Annotated in this window: 14 protein-coding genes and 1 pseudogene; 9 read left to right on the plus strand and 6 right to left on the minus strand. The window is 69.5% G+C overall.

What is annotated here, in order from left to right:
• Positions 1 to 174 precede the first annotated feature (174 nt).
• Together FUT87_RS02175 and FUT87_RS02180 are read left to right on the plus strand one after the other, a co-directional pair.
• Positions 175 to 963 (plus strand): rhamnogalacturonan acetylesterase, encoded by a 789-nt coding sequence (locus FUT87_RS02175; protein ID WP_147239913.1) that lies wholly within the window; start codon positions 175 to 177, stop codon positions 961 to 963.
• 29 nt (positions 964 to 992) lie between these two features.
• Entirely contained in the window at positions 993 to 1,928 is a 936-nt protein-coding gene (locus FUT87_RS02180; protein WP_222617022.1) for a sugar kinase, read from the plus strand.
• A 33-nt stretch (positions 1,929 to 1,961) separates the two neighbouring features.
• On the opposite strand, the gene FUT87_RS02185 is transcribed toward FUT87_RS02180, so the two are convergent.
• The 3 genes from FUT87_RS02185 to uraH form a co-directional block, all read right to left on the minus strand.
• Positions 1,962 to 3,203: a urate hydroxylase PuuD gene (locus FUT87_RS02185; RefSeq protein WP_147239915.1), complete on the minus strand. Its 1,242-nt coding sequence runs from the start codon at positions 3,201 to 3,203 to the stop codon at positions 1,962 to 1,964.
• A 248-nt stretch (positions 3,204 to 3,451) separates the two neighbouring features.
• Positions 3,452 to 4,270: a xanthine dehydrogenase accessory protein XdhC gene (xdhC, locus tag FUT87_RS02190; protein ID WP_147239916.1), complete on the minus strand. Its 819-nt coding sequence runs from the start codon at positions 4,268 to 4,270 to the stop codon at positions 3,452 to 3,454.
• 8 nt (positions 4,271 to 4,278) lie between these two features.
• Complete coding sequence (uraH, locus tag FUT87_RS02195) at positions 4,279 to 4,632, minus strand: hydroxyisourate hydrolase (protein WP_147239917.1); 354 nt, start codon at positions 4,630 to 4,632, stop codon at positions 4,279 to 4,281.
• Between the two features lie 72 nt (positions 4,633 to 4,704).
• Here uraH and FUT87_RS02200 point away from each other — a divergent pair, with 72 nt between their 5' ends.
• The 6 genes and pseudogenes from FUT87_RS02200 (at position 4,705) to FUT87_RS02225 (ending at position 12,710) form a co-directional block, all read left to right on the plus strand.
• Entirely contained in the window at positions 4,705 to 5,388 is a 684-nt protein-coding gene (locus FUT87_RS02200) for a GntR family transcriptional regulator (protein ID WP_147239918.1), read from the plus strand.
• Between the two features lie 13 nt (positions 5,389 to 5,401).
• Positions 5,402 to 6,357 (plus strand): annotated as a pseudogene (gene puuE, locus FUT87_RS02205) (allantoinase PuuE).
• A 33-nt stretch (positions 6,358 to 6,390) separates the two neighbouring features.
• The gene (uraD, locus tag FUT87_RS02210; protein WP_147239919.1) at positions 6,391 to 8,205 is read left to right on the plus strand and encodes a 2-oxo-4-hydroxy-4-carboxy-5-ureidoimidazoline decarboxylase; all 1,815 of its coding nucleotides are present in this window, start codon (positions 6,391 to 6,393) and stop codon (positions 8,203 to 8,205) included.
• A gap of 94 nt (positions 8,206 to 8,299) precedes the next feature.
• Entirely contained in the window at positions 8,300 to 9,547 is a 1,248-nt protein-coding gene (locus FUT87_RS02215) for a M20/M25/M40 family metallo-hydrolase (RefSeq protein WP_147239920.1), read from the plus strand.
• A 246-nt stretch (positions 9,548 to 9,793) separates the two neighbouring features.
• On the plus strand, positions 9,794 to 10,156 hold the full coding sequence (locus tag FUT87_RS02220; RefSeq protein ID WP_404935347.1) for a DUF2946 domain-containing protein: 363 nt from the start codon (positions 9,794 to 9,796) through the stop codon (positions 10,154 to 10,156).
• 184 nt (positions 10,157 to 10,340) lie between these two features.
• A complete protein-coding gene (locus tag FUT87_RS02225) occupies positions 10,341 to 12,710 on the plus strand; it encodes a TonB-dependent receptor (protein WP_147239922.1) in 2,370 nt (789 codons plus the stop codon).
• Here the strand turns inward: FUT87_RS02225 and FUT87_RS02230 are convergent.
• Together FUT87_RS02230 and FUT87_RS02235 are read right to left on the minus strand one after the other, a co-directional pair.
• The gene (locus tag FUT87_RS02230) at positions 12,707 to 13,006 is read right to left on the minus strand and encodes a type II toxin-antitoxin system RelE/ParE family toxin (protein WP_147239923.1); all 300 of its coding nucleotides are present in this window, start codon (positions 13,004 to 13,006) and stop codon (positions 12,707 to 12,709) included. The two genes, FUT87_RS02225 and FUT87_RS02230, sit on opposite strands and share 4 nt — an antisense overlap.
• A complete protein-coding gene (locus tag FUT87_RS02235) occupies positions 13,003 to 13,353 on the minus strand; it encodes a hypothetical protein (protein ID WP_147239924.1) in 351 nt (116 codons plus the stop codon). The genes FUT87_RS02230 and FUT87_RS02235 overlap by 4 nt, the downstream gene beginning before the upstream one ends.
• A 305-nt stretch (positions 13,354 to 13,658) precedes the next feature.
• On the opposite strand from FUT87_RS02235, the gene FUT87_RS02240 reads away from it, so the two are divergent.
• Positions 13,659 to 15,854, plus strand: coding sequence for a prolyl oligopeptidase family protein (locus FUT87_RS02240; protein ID WP_091721836.1), 2,196 nt, complete (start codon positions 13,659 to 13,661; stop codon positions 15,852 to 15,854).
• Between the two features lie 439 nt (positions 15,855 to 16,293).
• Here the strand turns inward: FUT87_RS02240 and FUT87_RS02245 are convergent.
• Positions 16,294 to 16,885 (minus strand): PQQ-binding-like beta-propeller repeat protein (locus tag FUT87_RS02245; protein ID WP_147239925.1); only part of this gene is annotated, 592 nt, incomplete at its 5' end.

Below are 16,885 nucleotides of genomic sequence, written 5' to 3' on the forward strand. Positions count from 1 at the left end.
GGCGCCCCCTGCCCTGGCCGGGCCCGCGCTCAGAAGTCGCGCAGTCGAGGAACGTTTCGGAGTACAACAACGACCGCCCACCGGCGCTGGCCAAGCGCCGACTCTCCACGGGGCATGGGGGCTCCCGTCCGGGACCCCCAAGCCCCATTCCGGTCGCACACCCTTGGAGGACTCATGAAGAAGGCATGGCTCGCTGCGCTCAGCGTCATGGCTGGCGTCGCACAGGCGCAAACGCAAGCACCGGCGCCATTGCCATCGCCGCCGTCGTCGCTGCGCGTGATCCTTGTCGGCGATTCGACGATGGCCACGAAGAGCGGCTACGGCGACGCGCTGTGCGCGCGCTTCCAGCCCGAGGTGAGCTGCCTCAACCTCGCCAAGGGCGGGCGCAGCACGAAGAGCTTCCGTGCCGAAGGTCTGTGGGACCAAGTGATGGCGCTGCTGCGCGAGCGGCGCGAGGGCCAGGCCGACGTGGTGCTGATGCAGTTCGGCCACAACGACCAGCCCGGCAAGCCGGGCCGCTCGACCGACCTCCAGACCGAGTTCCCCGCCAATCTCGCCCGCTACATCGACGACGTCGCGCCGACCGGCGCGCGCCTGGTGATGCTGACGCCGCTGACGCGGCGCAGCTTCGACGCACAGGGGCGGCTCGACAACGCGCTGCGTCCCTGGGCCGAGGCGACGATCCGCGTCGCCACCGAGCACCGCGTGCCGGTGATCGACCTGAACGCGATCAGCCACGCCGCGGTGCAGGCGATGGGTGAAGCGGAGGCCGACACGCTCGCGATGGCGCCCAAGCCGATCGATGCGCCCGCGCAGGGCGCCTCCTCGCCCGAACGCGCCGGCGCGGCCAATCCGGTGTTCGATCGCACCCACCTGGGCGCCAAGGGCGCGCAGGTGTTCTCGGCGATGGTCGCCGGGCAGTTGCCCGTCGCGATGCCGGAACTTCAGCGCTGGCTGCGCTGAACGGATCAGCCATGGATGGGAGATCTCCGATGACTCGACGCGTCGCCGTGATCGGCGAATGCATGCTGGAACTCAAGGGTCAGGCCTTCGGGCCCATGACCCAGGGCTATGGCGGCGACACCTTCAACACCGCCGTGTACCTCAAGCGCTGCGGCGACGCGGCCGGCGTTCAGGTGGCCTATGCGACCGCCCTCGGCGACGACGGCCTGAGCACCGGCCTGCTGGAGCGCTGGCGCGACCAGGGCATCGACACCCGGCTGGTGCGGCGGATCCCCGGACGCATGCCCGGGCTGTACCTGATCGAGGTCGATCCCGCCGGCGAGCGCAGCTTCCACTACTGGCGCGACACCGCCGCGGCGAAGGCCTATTTCGATGAGGCCGTCAGCCCGCTCGAGCACCATGCCGAAGACTTCGACGCGCTCTACCTCAGCGGCATCACGCTGGCCGTGCTGCCGCCCGCGGGGCGGGAGCGGCTCTTCGCGCTGATGGAGCGCCTGCGCGCACGCGGCGCGCAGGTGGTGTTCGACAACAACTTCCGCCCGCGCCTATGGCCCGACCGCGCCGCGGCACGCGCCGCCTTCGAGCGCGCGTTCTCGCTGGCCACGATCGCGCTGGTGACGGCGGACGACCATCAGGCGCTGACGGGCCTCGACTCTTTGGAGGCTGCGATCGCGCATGCACAGTCGCTGCCAACGCCGGAGGTGCTGATCAAGCGCGGTGCATCGCCCACGCTGGTGCACAGCGTGCAGGCGCCCGGGCACTGGGCCGAGGCGCCGACGGAGGAAGTGGCGCGCGTCGTCGACACGACCGCCGCGGGCGATGCCTTCGCGGGCGGCTACCTGGCGCGGCGCCTGGCCGGCGCGGATGCGGTGAGCGCGGCGGTCTTCGGCAATCGCGTCGCGGCGCGGGTGATCCAGCATCCGGGCGCGATCATTCCGATCGAGGTCATGGGCGATCTGGTCTGAGCGAGTGGCTCCGGCCAGGAGCCTGCGGCGGCGTCAACGCTCCTTGAACCAGCGTCCGAGCGTCGCCCGCTCCTCGTCGGTGATGCCGGTCGCGTTGTTGAGCGGCATGCTCTTCTGCACGACCACCTGCTGGTAGATCTCGGCCGCGTGCTGCTCGATCAGCCGCGGCTCGTGGAACTGGATGCGCTTGGGCGCCAGCGCCGCGTTGTGGCAGGCCAGGCAGCGGGCGGCGACGATGGCCTTCACCGTCTCGAAGGACACCTTGCCGTCGGTGGTCGCCTCAGTCGACGCAGCGCCGGATGTGGCCGGGGCGCTCAGCGCGGGGGCCGCGGTCACGGGCACCATCGCCGGTTGCGGTGCGAGCCACGCGATCAGTCCCGCCAGCAGCATGACCACGGCCACCAGCAGCGGCCAGGCATCGACGCCCTTGTGGCGCTTCACGAACCAGGTCCGCACCAGCACGCCCACCAGCATCAGCAGCACCAGCACCAGCCAGTTCTGCGGATGGCTGTAGAGCATGCCGTAGTGGTTGGACAGCATCGCGATCAGCACCGGCAGCGTGAAGTAGGTGTTGTGCACGCTGCGTTGCTTGCCGCGCTGGCCGTGGATCGGGTCCACCGGCCGACCGGCCCGCATGTCGGCGATTACCTGCTTCTGGCCCGGAATGATCCAGAAGAAGACGTTCGCGCTCATCATCGTGGCGATCATCGCGCCGGTGATCAGGAAGGCCGCACGCCCGGCGAAGAGCTGGCTCGCGCCCCAGGCCGCGGCGACGATCGCCACGGCGACCAGCCCGAGCACCACGCCGTCGTTGCCGATCGAGCCGTCGGCCTTGCGACCGAAGCGCCGGCAGATCTGGTCGTAGACGATCCAGCCGCCGGCCAGGAAGCCCAGCGCCGCAGCCACCGCCGCGCCGGCGCTCCAGTCATGGACGCGCTTGTCGATCAGGTAGGTGTCGGCGTTGAACAGGTAGAGCAGCGCGAACAGCGCGAAGCCGCTCATCCAGGTCCAGTAGCTTTCCCAGTAGAACCAGTGCAGATCCCGCGGCAGGTTGGCGGGCGCCACCATGTACTTCTGCGGGTTGTAGAAGCCGCCGCCGTGCACCGCCCAGAGCTCGCCATCCACGCCCTTGGCCTTCAGGTCCTCGGCCTGCGGCTTGAGCAGGTGGTTGTCCAGCCAGACGAAATAGAACGAGGCGCCGATCCAGGCGATGGCCACGATCACGTGCAGCCAGCGCAGCAGCAGATTGGCCCAGTCAAGCAGGTAGCTGTCCATCAACGAACGTTGAGCAAGTTCCGGACCACCACTGCGGGCGCTGTGAACCGGCAAGCGTCGCGCTGAGAAAAACTGGGCGCCGCGGCGACGTTGAGGAGGGGAGTGTATACAGTTTGGTGCGCTAAGGAGGTCGCTGGCCCTCACCCCTGCCCTCTCCCGCAAGCGGGAGAGGGAGTAGATGGCGGGCCTGCGCCAGGAGGGAGAGGGAGAAAGAGAGGGAATCGGGCGGAGGGAGAGCTCAGCGCGGATCAGCGGGGGGCGGTGGGCGTCTGCATCGCCTGGGCGACGACCGAGAGCGCCACGATCTCCGGCTGCTTGCCCACGATGCCCGGAATGCCGATCGGGCAGGTCACGTGGGCGAGTTCGGCCGGGCTGAAGCCCCGTGCCTCCAGCCGGTGCCGGAAGGTCGCCCACTTGCTCTTGCTGCCGATCAGGCCGATGGAGGGCAGGTCGCGGGCCTCGCGCTGGCGCTTCAGGCACGCGGCCACGATGTCCAGGTCCTCGGCATGGCTGAAGCTCATGATCAGCACCTGCGAGCCGGCCGCCAGCGTCGGCACCGCACCCTGCACCGGCTCGGACTGCTCGGCGCGGACGTTGTCGGGCAGCGTCTCGGGGAAGACGCCCTCGCGGCTGTCGATCCAGTGGACCCGCACCGGCAGCCTGGCCAGCAGGTCCACGATCGCGCGACCCACGTGGCCGCCACCGAACAGCGCGATCGGCCGCCAGCCGCTCTGGTCGCCCAGGCGCTCGGCAAGGCCCGCGATCGACCGGGCGTCCAGCCACTCGAAGCCCAGCCACACGACGCCGCCGCAGCACTGGCCCAGCGACGGCCCGAGCGCGAAGCGCTGGCGCGCCTCCATCACCCGGCCCGCCGCGAGCGCCGCGCGCGCCTTGGCGATCGCATCGAACTCCAGTTGTCCGCCGCCGATCGTGTTCACCACCTCCGACGCGGTCACCGCCATCCAGGCCCCGACCTCCCGCGGCCCGCTGCCCTGCAGCGTCTCGACGCGCACCAGCACCGCCGGCTCGCGCGCGAGCTTCAGGGCCAGGGTCTGCCAGGGCCGCATCGGGCGCCTCAACTGCCCCGGTAGGTCGAGTACGACCAGGGGCTGGTCAGCAACGGCACGTGGTAGTGCGCCGCCGGATCGGCGATGCCGAAGTCCAGCGGGACCTCGTCGAGGAATGCGGGCTCGGGCAGCTCGACGCGCTGGCCGCGGAAATAGGCGGCGACCTCGAACACCAGCCGGTAGCGGCCCGCGCGCAGCGCCTCGTCCGCCAGCAGCGGCGCGTCCGCGCGGCCGTCGGCATTGAGCATCAGCGCCTGCAGCAGTTGCGGCCCGCCCGCTTCCAGCCGGTACAGCCGCACCGCCATGCCGGCCGCCGGCCGGCCGTGCATCGTGTCCAGGACGTGTGTGGTGAGCTTGCCCATCGGCGCCTTCGATGAATGGGAGGAATGAAAGCGCAAAGTGTATACACTCCGGGACACACCGCCCATCCCATCATGAACGCCCGCGACCTCGACGCCAGCGCTTCCGTCACCGAGCGCATCACCGCCGCCATCACGCAGGCCATCGTCGAGCGCCGCCTGATGCCGGGCACCAAGCTGGTCGAGCAGCAGCTGGCGGACATCTTCGACTGCTCGCGCACGCTGGTGCGCCAGGCGCTGAACCAGCTCAGCCGCGACCGGCTGGTGAAGCTGGAGCCCGCCCGCGGCGCCTTCGTCGCGCAGCCCAGCGTCGAGGAGGCGCGCCAGGTCTTCGAGGTGCGCAAGATGCTGGAGGCGGCGATGCTGACCCACCTCTGCCAGCGCATCACCCCGGCGCAGATCAAGCAGCTGCGCGCCCACCTGAAGCAGGAACGCGACGCCATCGGCCGCACCGACGTGCCGGGTCGCACGCGGCTGCTGGCGGACTTCCATGTCGTGCTGGCCCGCATGCAGGGCAACGAGGTGCTCGCGCAGTTGCTGACCGACCTGCTCTCGCGCAGCTCGCTGATCGCGCTGATGTACCAGAGCTCCCATTCCGCCGCCGAATCGCAGTCCGAGCACGAAGCCATCGTCGACGCGCTCGAGTCCCGCGACAAGCGCGCGGCGCTGAAGCTGCTCGAGGCGCATCTCGGCAATGTCGAGGCCAACCTGCGGCTCGATCCGCGCGTGCAGGACCTGAAGTCGGTCCTCCAACCCTGACCCCGCCCCATCCATGAAGCCCGTCGTCTCCCCTGGCTATCCCCGCGACCTCGTCGGCTACGGCGAACACCCGCCGCATGCGCAATGGCCCGGCCAGGCGCGCATCGCGGTCCAGTTCGTCCTCAACTACGAGGAAGGCGGCGAGAACTCGGTGCTGCACGGCGACGCCGGCAGCGAGCAGTTCCTGTCCGAGATGTTCAATCCGCCCGCCTTCGCGCGCGCCACCTGAGCATGGAGGGCATCTACGAATACGGCTCGCGCGCCGGCGTCTGGCGGCTGCTGCGCGAATTCGAGAAACGCGCGATGCCGCTGACCGTCTTCGGCGTGTCGATGGCGCTGGAGCGGCATCCGGAACTGACGCGGGCCTTCGTCGAGTTGAATCACGAGATCGCCTGCCACGGCTGGCGCTGGATCCATTACCAGCAGGTCGATGAGGCCACCGAGCGCCAGCACATGGACATCGGCATGGACATCATCCAGCGCCTGACCGGCGAGCGGCCATCGGGCTGGTACACCGGACGCGACAGCCCGCACACGCGGCGCCTGGTCGCCGACTTCGGCGGCTTCGAGTACGACAGCGACTACTACGGCGACGACCTGCCCTTCTGGCTCAACGTCCGCAAGACCGATGGCACGCTGGCGCCGCAGCTGGTCGTGCCCTACACGCTGGACTGCAACGACATGCGCTTCGCGCTGCCGCAGGGCTTCAGCCACGGCGACGAGTTCTTCGAGTACCTGCGCGACAGCTTCGACGTGCTCTACGCCGAGGGCGCCGAGGCGCCGAAGATGATGAGCATCGGCATGCATTGCCGGCTGCTCGGCCGGCCCGGCCGCATGCGCGCGCTGCAGCGCTTCCTCGATCACGTCGAGAAGCATGACCGCGTCTGGATCGCCCGCCGCGTCGACATCGCCCGCCACTGGCGCGCGACGCATCCATTCGATGCGGACAAGGCCTTCGTCTGGGGCTGAGGCCCCGGATCCTTCGAGTCTTCCGAGCCGCCGATGAGCCCCACCGCCGTTCCGCCCTCTCCCGTCCTGTCCCTGCCCGCGCTGAACGCGGCGGGCGAGGACGCCTTCGTCGCGCTGCTGGACGGCGTCTACGAGCATTCGCCCTGGATCGCGCGACGGGCCTTCGCCGCGCGGCCCGCCGAAGGCTTCGCGAGCCTCGCCGCGCTCAAGCATGCGCTGGCCACCGTGGTTCGCGAGGCCGCGCTCGACGAGCAGCTCGGCCTCATCCGCGCGCACCCGGAACTCGCCGGCAAGGCGATGATCGCGAAGTCGCTGACCGCCGAGTCCACCCACGAGCAGCGCACCGCCGGCCTCACCGCCTGCACGCCCGAGGAGTTCGCGCGCCTGCAGCAGCTGAACGCCGACTACAACGCGCGCTTCGGCTGGCCCTTCATCCTGGCGGTGCGCGGCCCGCGCGGCGACGGCCTGTCGCGCCAGCAGATCATCGACACCTTCGCGCGGCGCCTGAACGCGCATCCGGACATCGAGCGCGCCGAGTGCCTGCGCAACATCCACCGCATCGCGGAGATCCGGCTCAACGACAAGTTCGGCGTCGAGCCCCAGCTCGGCAACCAGGTCTGGGACTGGGCGGAATCGCTGGCGCGTTTCTCCGATCCAGGCTTCGCCGAGAACGGCCAGCTCACGGTGCTCTACCTGACGCAGGCCCACCGGGCGGTCGCGGCGCAGCTCGCCGATTGGATGCGCGAGTGCGGCTTCGATGAGGTCGGCATCGATGCCGTCGGCAATGTCGTCGGTGTCTACCACGGCGAGGACCACGGGCAGCCCGGCGAGGCGCCGCGCCTGCTCACCGGCAGCCATTACGACACGGTGCGCAACGGCGGCAAGTACGACGGCCGGCTTGGCATCCTCGTGCCCATGGCCTGCGTTCGCGAGCTGCATCGCGCGGGCCGTCGGCTCAAGCATGGCATCGAGGTGGTCGGGTTCTCGGAGGAGGAAGGGCAGCGCTACAAGGCGACCTTCCTCGGCTCCAGCGCGTTGGTCGGCCGCTTCGATCCGGCCTGGCTGGACCAGGCCGACGCCGATGGCGTCGTGCTGCGCGACCTCATGCGCGACGCCGGCCTGCCCGCGACGATGGACGCCATCGAGGCGCTGCGGCGCGATCCGGCACGCTACCTCGGTTTCGTCGAGGTCCACATCGAGCAGGGCCCGGTGCTCAACGAGCTCGACCTGCCGCTGGGCATCGTCACCTCGATCAACGGCAGCATCCGCTACGTCGGCGAGGTGCGCGGCCTGGCCTCGCACGCCGGCACCACGCCGATGGACCGGCGCCGCGATGCCGCCGCGGCGGTCGCGGAGCTCATCCTGTATGTCGAGGATCGCGCCGGCGCGGTGCCCGAGGTCGTTGGCACCGTCGGCCAACTGCAGGTGCCGAATGGCTCGATCAACGTCATCCCCGGCCGCTGCCGATTCAGCCTCGACCTGCGCGCGACCACCGACGCCGCGCGCGATGCGCTCGATGCCGACGTGCGGACGCGCCTGGCGCAGATCTGCGAGCGGCGCGGCCTGAGCTTCACGCTCGAACGCACCGAAGCCGCCGCCGCCGCCCCGAGCGACGCGCACTGGCAGTCGCGCTGGGAGCGGGCCGTGAACGCCCTGGGCCTGCCGGTCCACCGGATGCCGTCGGGCGCGGGCCACGACGCGATGAAGCTCCACCAGGCGATGCCGCAAGCCATGCTGTTCCAACGCGGCCTGAACCTGGGCATCAGCCACAACCCGCTGGAGGCGATCAGCAACGACGACACCGAGCTCTGCGTGCGCGCCTTCCAGGCGCTGCTCGACGGCCTCTGATTCCCGTCAGGTCGCCCCGTCCGATCGTCCGCCGCCACGCCCTCCAGGCCGCATCACCTTCCGTCATCGCTCCGCGCTTCAGGATTGCCTCCCCATGACCGCTTCCCCGCCCTCCCTGCATGACGCGCTCGACGCGTGGATCGACGCCCACTTCGACGACGAAGTGCGCTTCCTGCAAGCGCTGGTGCGCGTGCCTACCGACACGCCGCCGGGCAACAACGCGCCACATGCGGAGCGCACGGCTGAGCTGCTGGCCGAGATGGGCTATGTCGCCGAGCAGCATCCCGTGCCGCAGGCGCAGGTTCGTGAGTACGGCCTGGAATCGCTGACCAACCTCATCGTGCGACGCCGCTTCGCGGACGGGGGACCGGTGATCGCGCTGAACGCGCATGGGGACGTCGTGCCGCCCGGAGAGGGCTGGACACACGACCCGTACGGCGCCGAGGTCGTTGACGGCCGGCTGTACGGGCGCGCGTCGGCGGTCAGCAAGAGCGACTTCGCGACTTACACCTTCGCGCTGCGGGCGCTGGAGGCGCTGGGCGCGCCGCTGCAGGGCGGCGTCGAACTGCACTTCACCTACGACGAGGAATTCGGCGGCGAACTGGGTCCGGGCTGGTTGCTCCGGCAGGGGCTGACGAAGCCGGACTACCTGCTGGCCGCTGGCTTCAGCTACCAGGTGGTGACCGCGCACAACGGCTGCCTGCAGATGGAAGTGACGGTGCACGGCAAGATGGCGCATGCCGCGATTCCGGACACCGGCATTGATGCGTTGCAGGGCGCGGTCGTGATCCTCAATGCGCTGTATGCGCGCAATGCCGAGTACCGACGGACCACGTCGCAGGTTGAGGGCATCAAGCATCCCTATCTGAATGTGGGCCGTATCGAAGGCGGCACCAACACGAATGTCGTGCCGGGCAAGGTGACCTTGAAGCTGGACCGCCGGATGATTCCGGAGGAGGACCCGGTGGTGGTCGAGGCCGAGATCCGCGAGACGATCGCGACGGCGGCGGCGTCGTACCCCGGCATCGAGGTGGACGTGAAGCGCCTGCTGCTGGCGCGCTCGCTGAAGCCGTTGCCGTCCAACCGTCCGCTGGTCGAGGCCTTGCAGCGTCACGGCGAGTTGATCTTCGGCGAGCCGATTCCCACCTCTGGCACGCCGCTGTACACCGATGTCCGTCTGTATGGTGAGCACGGCGTTCCTGCGGCGATCTATGGTGCGGGTCCGCGCACGGTGCTGGAGTCGCATGCCAAGCGTGCGGACGAGCGGGTCGAGCTGTCGGATCTTCGTCGTGCGACGAAGGTGGTTGCCCGCACCTTGCTGGACCTGCTCCAGAAGCGCTGACCGCCGCCTCCCGGGCCCCTCACCGTACGCCGCGGTGTCTGAGACGTGCATGGCGGGGGCCGGCGGCGAAGCCGAGCGTTCCATCTGACTGGAGCGCCGTCTGTGTGAGCGACGCGAGCCGAAGGTGAGCAGAGCGAGTTGGCGCGTCCGCTCGGCTTCGCCGCCGGCCCCCGCCATGCTCGCGCGCTCGGTCCTAGAATCCCCCGCGTCATGCGTCTCCGATTTCCCTCTGCTTCTGTCCGCTGGATGGCCGTCTTGGTCTTCTGGTTGGCGGCGGTATTGCCTGCAGGCTCGATGGCGGCGCAGGCGTTGAGCGGAGAGTTGGCGCCATGGACGCAGATTTGCCGATCCAGCGTGGTGGGTCCGCGGGCTGCCGAGTTGCGTGAGGGTTTGGCGGGCAGTGGTGTGGAAGATCAGGATCACGTGCTGTTCCAGCACTGTGCGTTCTGTCATTTGCATCAGGATGCGTTGCCGCTGCCGCCGGTACCGGGTGTGTTGGCGCTGCGGGTTGAGTTGCGTGAGGGTTTGCCGGAGCGGTTCTTCAGCGCAGCGGTGACTGCGCATGTGTGGCGGAGGGCGCCGGCGAGGGCGCCGCCTTCGGTGGTTTGAGGCCGCTGCATCGGTGAGGTTCTGCAGCAAGGGGCACCGCATCGGGCGGGAGCTCCCACCCTCACCCCTCCCTCTCCCGCCCTGCGGGAGAGGGTGAAAAACGGGGAGCTGAGGGAGAGGCCCGACCGTGGGCTCTGCAGGAAACAGCTTTTCCGGTGCTCCTTCATTCCGTTGGAGTCCCTTCATGCAAAGACATTTCCGTGCGCGCCGCCTGCAAGTCGGCGTGCTTGCCCTGCTTGCGGGCGCCTGCGCCGCCACCGCCGCGGCAGACGACACTGTGCGTCGCACCGCGTCCCCCAGCACCGACCGAGTCGACGACACCGGGCTGCGTGCCGCGTCCCTCGGCGTCGTCCGGGTCGATGGCGCAGCGCCGACCTCCCTCCCCAGCCGCATCCCCACGACGATGGAGGGCGTTTCGGGCGAGGACATCGCCCGCGACATCAACGCCACCGATGCCGAGGATGCGCTCAAGTACCTGCCCAGCCTGCTGGTGCGCAAGCGCTACATCGGCGACTACAACCACGCGGTGCTGTCCACGCGCGCCTCCGGCACGGGCAACAGCGCGCGATCGCTGGTCTATGCGGACGGCATCCTGCTGTCCAACCTGCTCGGCAATGGCGCCACCTTCGCGCCGCGCTGGGGGTTGGTGTCGCCCGAGGAAATCAGCCGCGTCGACGTGATGTACGGGCCGTTCTCGGCGGCGTATCCGGGCAACGCGGTGGGCGCGGTGGTCGACTACCAGACCCGCATGCCCACGCGCTTCGAAGCGCACGCGCGGGTTGGCTACAGCCATCAGCCCGATGGCCTGTACGGCGCGCGGCGGAGCTACGACGCGAAGCAGGCCAGCGCCTCGATCGGCAGCGCCGACGGCGCGTTTGCGTGGTGGCTGCACGCCGGTCGCACCGACAGCGAGGGCCAGCCGCAGACCTTCGCGACCCGGTCTGTGAGCAGCTCGGCCGCCAATCCGGCCGCCCCAACGGTGACAGGCGCAGTGCCAGGGCTGAACCGCACCAATCAGCCGTGGCTGCTGCTCGGCAGCGGCACGCAGTACGACACCGTCCAGGATCAGGCGAAGCTGAAGCTGGCCTACGAGCTGGCGCCGGGCCTGCGGGCGCTCTATGTCTTCGGGCTGTGGAGCAACCGCTCGGATGGCCACTCGCGGAGCTTCCTGACCGACGCCAGCGGCCTGCCGGTCGACCACCGCTACGGTGGCGGCCTCACGCAGCCGGTCAACATCGACGGCCAGAGCTACACGCTGGCCGCGAGCGACTTCCCGCAGACACGGGATGAGCTCGAACACCGCATGCATGCGCTGTCGCTGAAGCGGCGCGTTAGCGACGGGCTCGGCTGGGAGCTGTCGGGCAGCGTCTACGACTACCTCGCCGATCGCTCGCGCGCCTATGCGCCGACGCAGAAGGCCAGCGACGGCGGCCGCCTCACCGACCAGGCCGGCACGGGGTGGAACACGCTGTCCGCCAAGCTGACCTGGACGCCGGCGGGCAGCGATCACGCGATCGACGCTGGCCTCTCGCAGGAGCGCTACCAGCTGCGCACACGGGTGTCCGCGCTCAGCGACTGGCGCTGGGGGGCGGCGGGCGCGCAGACCTCGCGCTTCGAAGGCGACACGCGCGTGGGGGCCGTCTTCGCGCAGGACGCGTGGAGCTTCGCGCCGGACTGGACCGCGGTGCTGGGCCTGCGCGGCGAGCGCTGGCAGGCCTTCGATGGTCTCACGCAGGCCGCTGCCGATGCCACGCCGCATCGGCACGAGGATCGCGCCCGCACCGCGTGGTCGCCGAAGGCGGCGCTGTCCTACGGCCTCTCCGAGCACTGGGTGCTGAAGGCCAGCACCGGACGCGCGGTGCGCTTTCCCACGGTGAGCGAGCTTTTCCAGGGCGGCTTCGACCCGGCCGGCAACTTCATCAACAGCAACCCGCTGCTGAAGCCCGAGCGCAGCTGGACCAGTGAGCTCAGCGCCGAATGGACGGGCCGAGGACGCGACAGCCTGAGGATCACGCTGTTCCACGAGGACAGCCGGGATGCGCTCTATTCGCAGATCAATCCGGGCGTGAGCACCTCGACCAGCACGGTGCAGAACATCGATCATGTGCGCACGCGCGGAGTGGAGTTCAGCGGCACGGCGACGCTGCCCCAGCGGGTCACGCTGACAGGCAGTCTCACGTTCGCGGACTCGATCATCCTGGCCAACAGCGGCTACGCGGTGGCGCCCGGCGACACGATCGGCAAATGGCAGCCGCGCGTGCCGCGCTGGCGGGCGACGCTGCTGGCGCAATGGCAGGCGCGGGATGATCTGAGCCTGAGCCTGGGGGCGCGCTACAGCGGCAAGCAGTTCAGCACCCTGGACAACAGCGACGTCAACGGATTCGCCTACATGGCGGCGGGCAAGTACTTCACCGTCGATACGCGGGCCCAGTGGAAGATCGACCGCCAGTGGACGCTGGCCGCCGGCGTCGACAACCTCAACAACTACCGCTACTGGAACTTCCATCCGTATCCGGGACGGACCTTCCAGGTGGAAGCGAGGTGGGATTACTAGGTCAATCCCTCTGGCAGCTCGGCATCGGGCCAGTTCCGCGCCGCATGGATCACGCGTTGAATGATCAGGCGCGGCGGCGGCGACGCGTAGAGCACACGGTAATTGCGCCTGACCGCCAATACCCGCGTGTCCTTGAAGCGCGTGCGCGAGCCGATACCAGGCTGAAGGGCAAGCAACCTGAACTTGCGAAAGAACTCCTTTGCCATCTTCCTGGCGGCAAAGGGGTTGTCGCTCCCGATGCGGCTGAGGATCTCGACGAGATCCCTGTGCGCCGCGTGCGTGATGGCGGCGCTCAAGTTTCATTCGGAAGGTCGGATGACCTCTCCGCTCCGAATTGCTCCTCGATCTCCCTTTCAACCTGCTCGAGAGGCAGATCATGTCCGAGCGCACTGGACCGACGTGCTTCCTGAACGAGCCGGTACTCGTGGGCCTCCCAGTTGTCCGGGTCAAAGAACTCCGGGCTGTTGACGAAGACGGCTTCCTCAATCAACCAGGACACGTGTTCGTCCAGCGTGAGGTTTGATTCCATAGCGCCTGCTTCCAGCTTGCGCTTCAACGCCGCATCGATGCGGATGGTCAAGGTGACGGTCTCGCGCTCGGACATCGGCGGACTGAAATGGATGGGATCCAGGAGGGCATTCATTCTGCACCTGCACTTTCCAACAAGGAGGAGAAGAGCAGTCTGAGCGCGCTGGCGACAGCCCGGATTCAGCCAGCCGCCCAAAACGACTGGGACCAGTCAGCGCTCGCCGAAAGTCGACCACTTTGAGCCAGTCCCTCACGCCACAGCCCGGCGCGGTCGCCGCTGGCCGACGCCCTCCGAGCCCCTCGGTGTTTCCCCGCCCTGACCAAAGGCACCCCCGGGTGGGCCGGGCACAATGCCGGCCCACCGCCCCGCCCGGCCACGAGCCCCGCGGGGCGGCTCCCCGACTCTCAGGAGCACACCGCATGCATTCCCGTCTCACGCTGACCGCCGCGCTGGTGGTCGGACTCGGCGCCAGCGCGGCCGCCACCGCGCAAACCCCCGCGCCCGCCGCTGCCTCCGCCACCGCCTCGCAGGGCCTGAGCTACCCGGTCACCCGCAAGGTCGAGCAGACCGACAACTACCACGGCACCACCGTGGCCGATCCGTACCGCTGGCTCGAGGACGACAACAGCGCCGACACCAAGGCCTGGGTCCAGGCCGAGAACGCGGTCACCGACAAGTTCCTCGCCGCGATGCCGCAGCGCCTGCCCGCGCGCAAGCTCTACACCGACCTCTACAACTTCGAGAAGTTCGGCGTCCCCTACAAGGAAGGCGGCCGCTACTTCTGGACCCGCAACGACGGCCTGCAGCAGCAGGCGGTGCTCTACACCGCGCGCAGCCTGAAGGACACGCCGCAGGTCGCGCTCGATCCCAACACGCTGTCCAAGGACGGCACCGTCGCCCTGACCGGCGGCGCCGTGTCGCGCGACGGCAAGCTGATGGCCTACGGCACCGCCGGCGCCGGCTCCGACTGGCAGACCTGGAAGGTCCGCGACCTCGACACCGGCAAGGACCTGCCCGACACCATCGAGTGGGTCAAGTTCTCCAGCGCGTCCTGGACGCCCGACGGCAAGGGCTTCTTCTACTCGCGCTACGACGCACCCAAGGCCGGCGCGGCCCTCACCGGCGCCAACTACTTCCAGAAGGTGTACTACCACCGCCTGGGCACGGCCCAGTCCGCCGACGTGCTGGTCGCCGAGAACCCGGCCGAGAAGGAATGGGGCTTCAACGTCGAGGTCACCGACGACGGCCGCCTCGCGCTCATCAATGTCTGGAAGGGCTCGGCCCGCAAGAACGGCCTGATGCTGCTGCCGCTGGACGGCCAGGGCGGCTACGCCGGCGCCAAGCCGGTCCCGCTGACGCTGAGCTTCGATGCGGAGTACAGCCCCGTCGTGCTCGACGGTCAGCGCCTGATCGTCAAGACCGACAAGGACGCGCCGCGCGGCCGCCTGATCGCGATCGACCTCGACAAGGACTGGACCGCCAAGGATCCCAAGACCTGGACCACGCTGGTGCCCGAGACCAAGGACGCGCTGACCGCCGCGAGCGGCGTCGGCGGCCACCTGGTGCTGAGCTACCTGCAGGATGCCTCGACGCTGGTGCGCGTGCATGCGCCCAGCGGCAAGCATGTCCGCGACCTGCAGCTGCCGGGCGTCGGCACCGCCGCCGGCTTCGGCGGCAAGTGGAACGATCCCGAGACCTTCTTCAGCTACACCAGCCTGACCACGCCGGGCGAGATCTGGCGCCTGGACGCGAAGACCGGCCGCGCCGAGCTCTTCAAGCGCACCCAGACCGCGTTCGACGCCAGCCAGTTCGAGAGCAAGCGCGTCTTCGTCACCAGCAAGGACGGCACGAAGCTGCCGATCTTCATCGCGCACCGCAAGGGCCTGAAGCTGGACGGCAGCAACCCGACGCTGCTCTACGGCTACGGCGGCTTCAACGTGCCGATGACGCCCGGCTACGGCGTCACCGCCGCGACCTGGATGAAGATGGGCGGCGTCTACGTGCTGGCCGTGCTGCGCGGCGGCGGCGAGTACGGCGCCGGCTGGCACGAGGCCGGCACCAAGCTCAAGAAGCAGAACGTCTTCGACGACTTCATCGCCGCCGGCGAGTACCTGGTCGCCAACAAGTACACCCAGCCGGCCAAGCTCGCCATCAACGGCGGCTCCAACGGCGGCCTGCTGGTGGGCGCGGTCGTGAACCAGCGTCCGGAGCTGTTCGGCGCGGCGGTGCCGCAGGTCGGCGTGATGGACATGCTGCGCTTCCACAAGTTCACCATCGGCTGGGCATGGACCTCGGACTATGGCAGCTCGGAGAACGCGGACGAGTTCAAGGCGCTGCTGGCCTATTCGCCGCTGCACACGATCAAGAGCGGTCCCGGCGTGCGCTACCCCGCGATCCTGGTCACCACCGGCGACCATGACGACCGCGTCGTGCCGGCCCACAGCTTCAAGTACACCGCGACGCTGCAGGCCGCCGAGACCGGCCCCGCGCCCAAGCTGATCCGCATCGAGACGCAGGCCGGCCATGGCGCCGGCAAGCCGACCTCCAAGATCATCGAGGAGCGCGCGGACATCCTGGCCTTCATCGCCAACACCTTCGGCATGGACGTCAAGTGAGCTGAGGACCTCCACGTCCCGATCGGCGCCGGTGCGCGCGCCACGGCGCCCTGCCAGCGGAAATGGCGGTGAAATCCGGCCAGTTGTTTGGCCGGATTTGGGGCCTGTTCTTCGCGGCTCGCCGGCGCGCCCGGCGGCGATGATGCGAAGCATGAAGACACGCCGCACGCCCGCCTGCCCGCAGACCACGCTCCCGCGTCCCTGCTCGCATCCCTGCCCGGCCAGGCCCGCCCCGGCGCGGTCGCGACGCGACTGACGTCCTCCCCGATCCACGCGCCCAGGCCGCGGCCCCTCGCGGGTCGCCTCATGGCCGGCGCGCACGCGCTTCCGAATCGCCACGCCGCAGCGCCACGCCCTCGCAGTCAGGGTGTCCAGGCGGCGTCCCAGCGCTCTTGCCCGGCCCTTCTCACGAGGGGCCGGGCTTCTTTTCTTCCGGCGCTCAGCGCTTTTCCAGCGCGTAGGCGCGCACGTGGTCGCCAGGCTTCGTTCCCGTCGACCCATGCCCACCGGCGACCACCAGCAGGTACTGTCGCCCGTCCGCGCCGAGATAGGTCATCGGCGTGGCTTGGCCGCCTGCGGGCAGACGGCTTTCCCACACCACGCGGCCGTCGTTGACGTCGTAAGCGCGGACGTAGTCGTCCATGCTGCCCGACAGGAAGGCCAGGCCGCCGGCGGTCATCAGCGGTCCGCCCAGGCTGGGCACGCCCAGCCGCAGCGGCAGGGGCAGGGGCAGCGGCGAGAGGTCGCGCACCGTGCCGTTGCGGTGGCGCCAGACGATGCGGCCCTCGTTCAGGTCGACACCGGCCACCGTGCCCCACGGCGGCGCCTGGCACGGCACGCCCAGCGGCGAGGTGAAGGGCTTCATCCGCGAGGCGAAGGGCGCGCCGAAGTTCTCGTTCAGCGCCGGCAGCGAGCCGCTGGGCGGTCCCTCGTCCTGCACCAGCTGGGAGCTGTCGTCGCGGCGCGGCACCAGCTGCGAGGTGAAGGCCAGCACCGCCGGCGTCGTGAAGGCGATGCCGCGCACCGGATCG

This window comes from Mitsuaria sp. TWR114, from assembly GCF_007997345.1.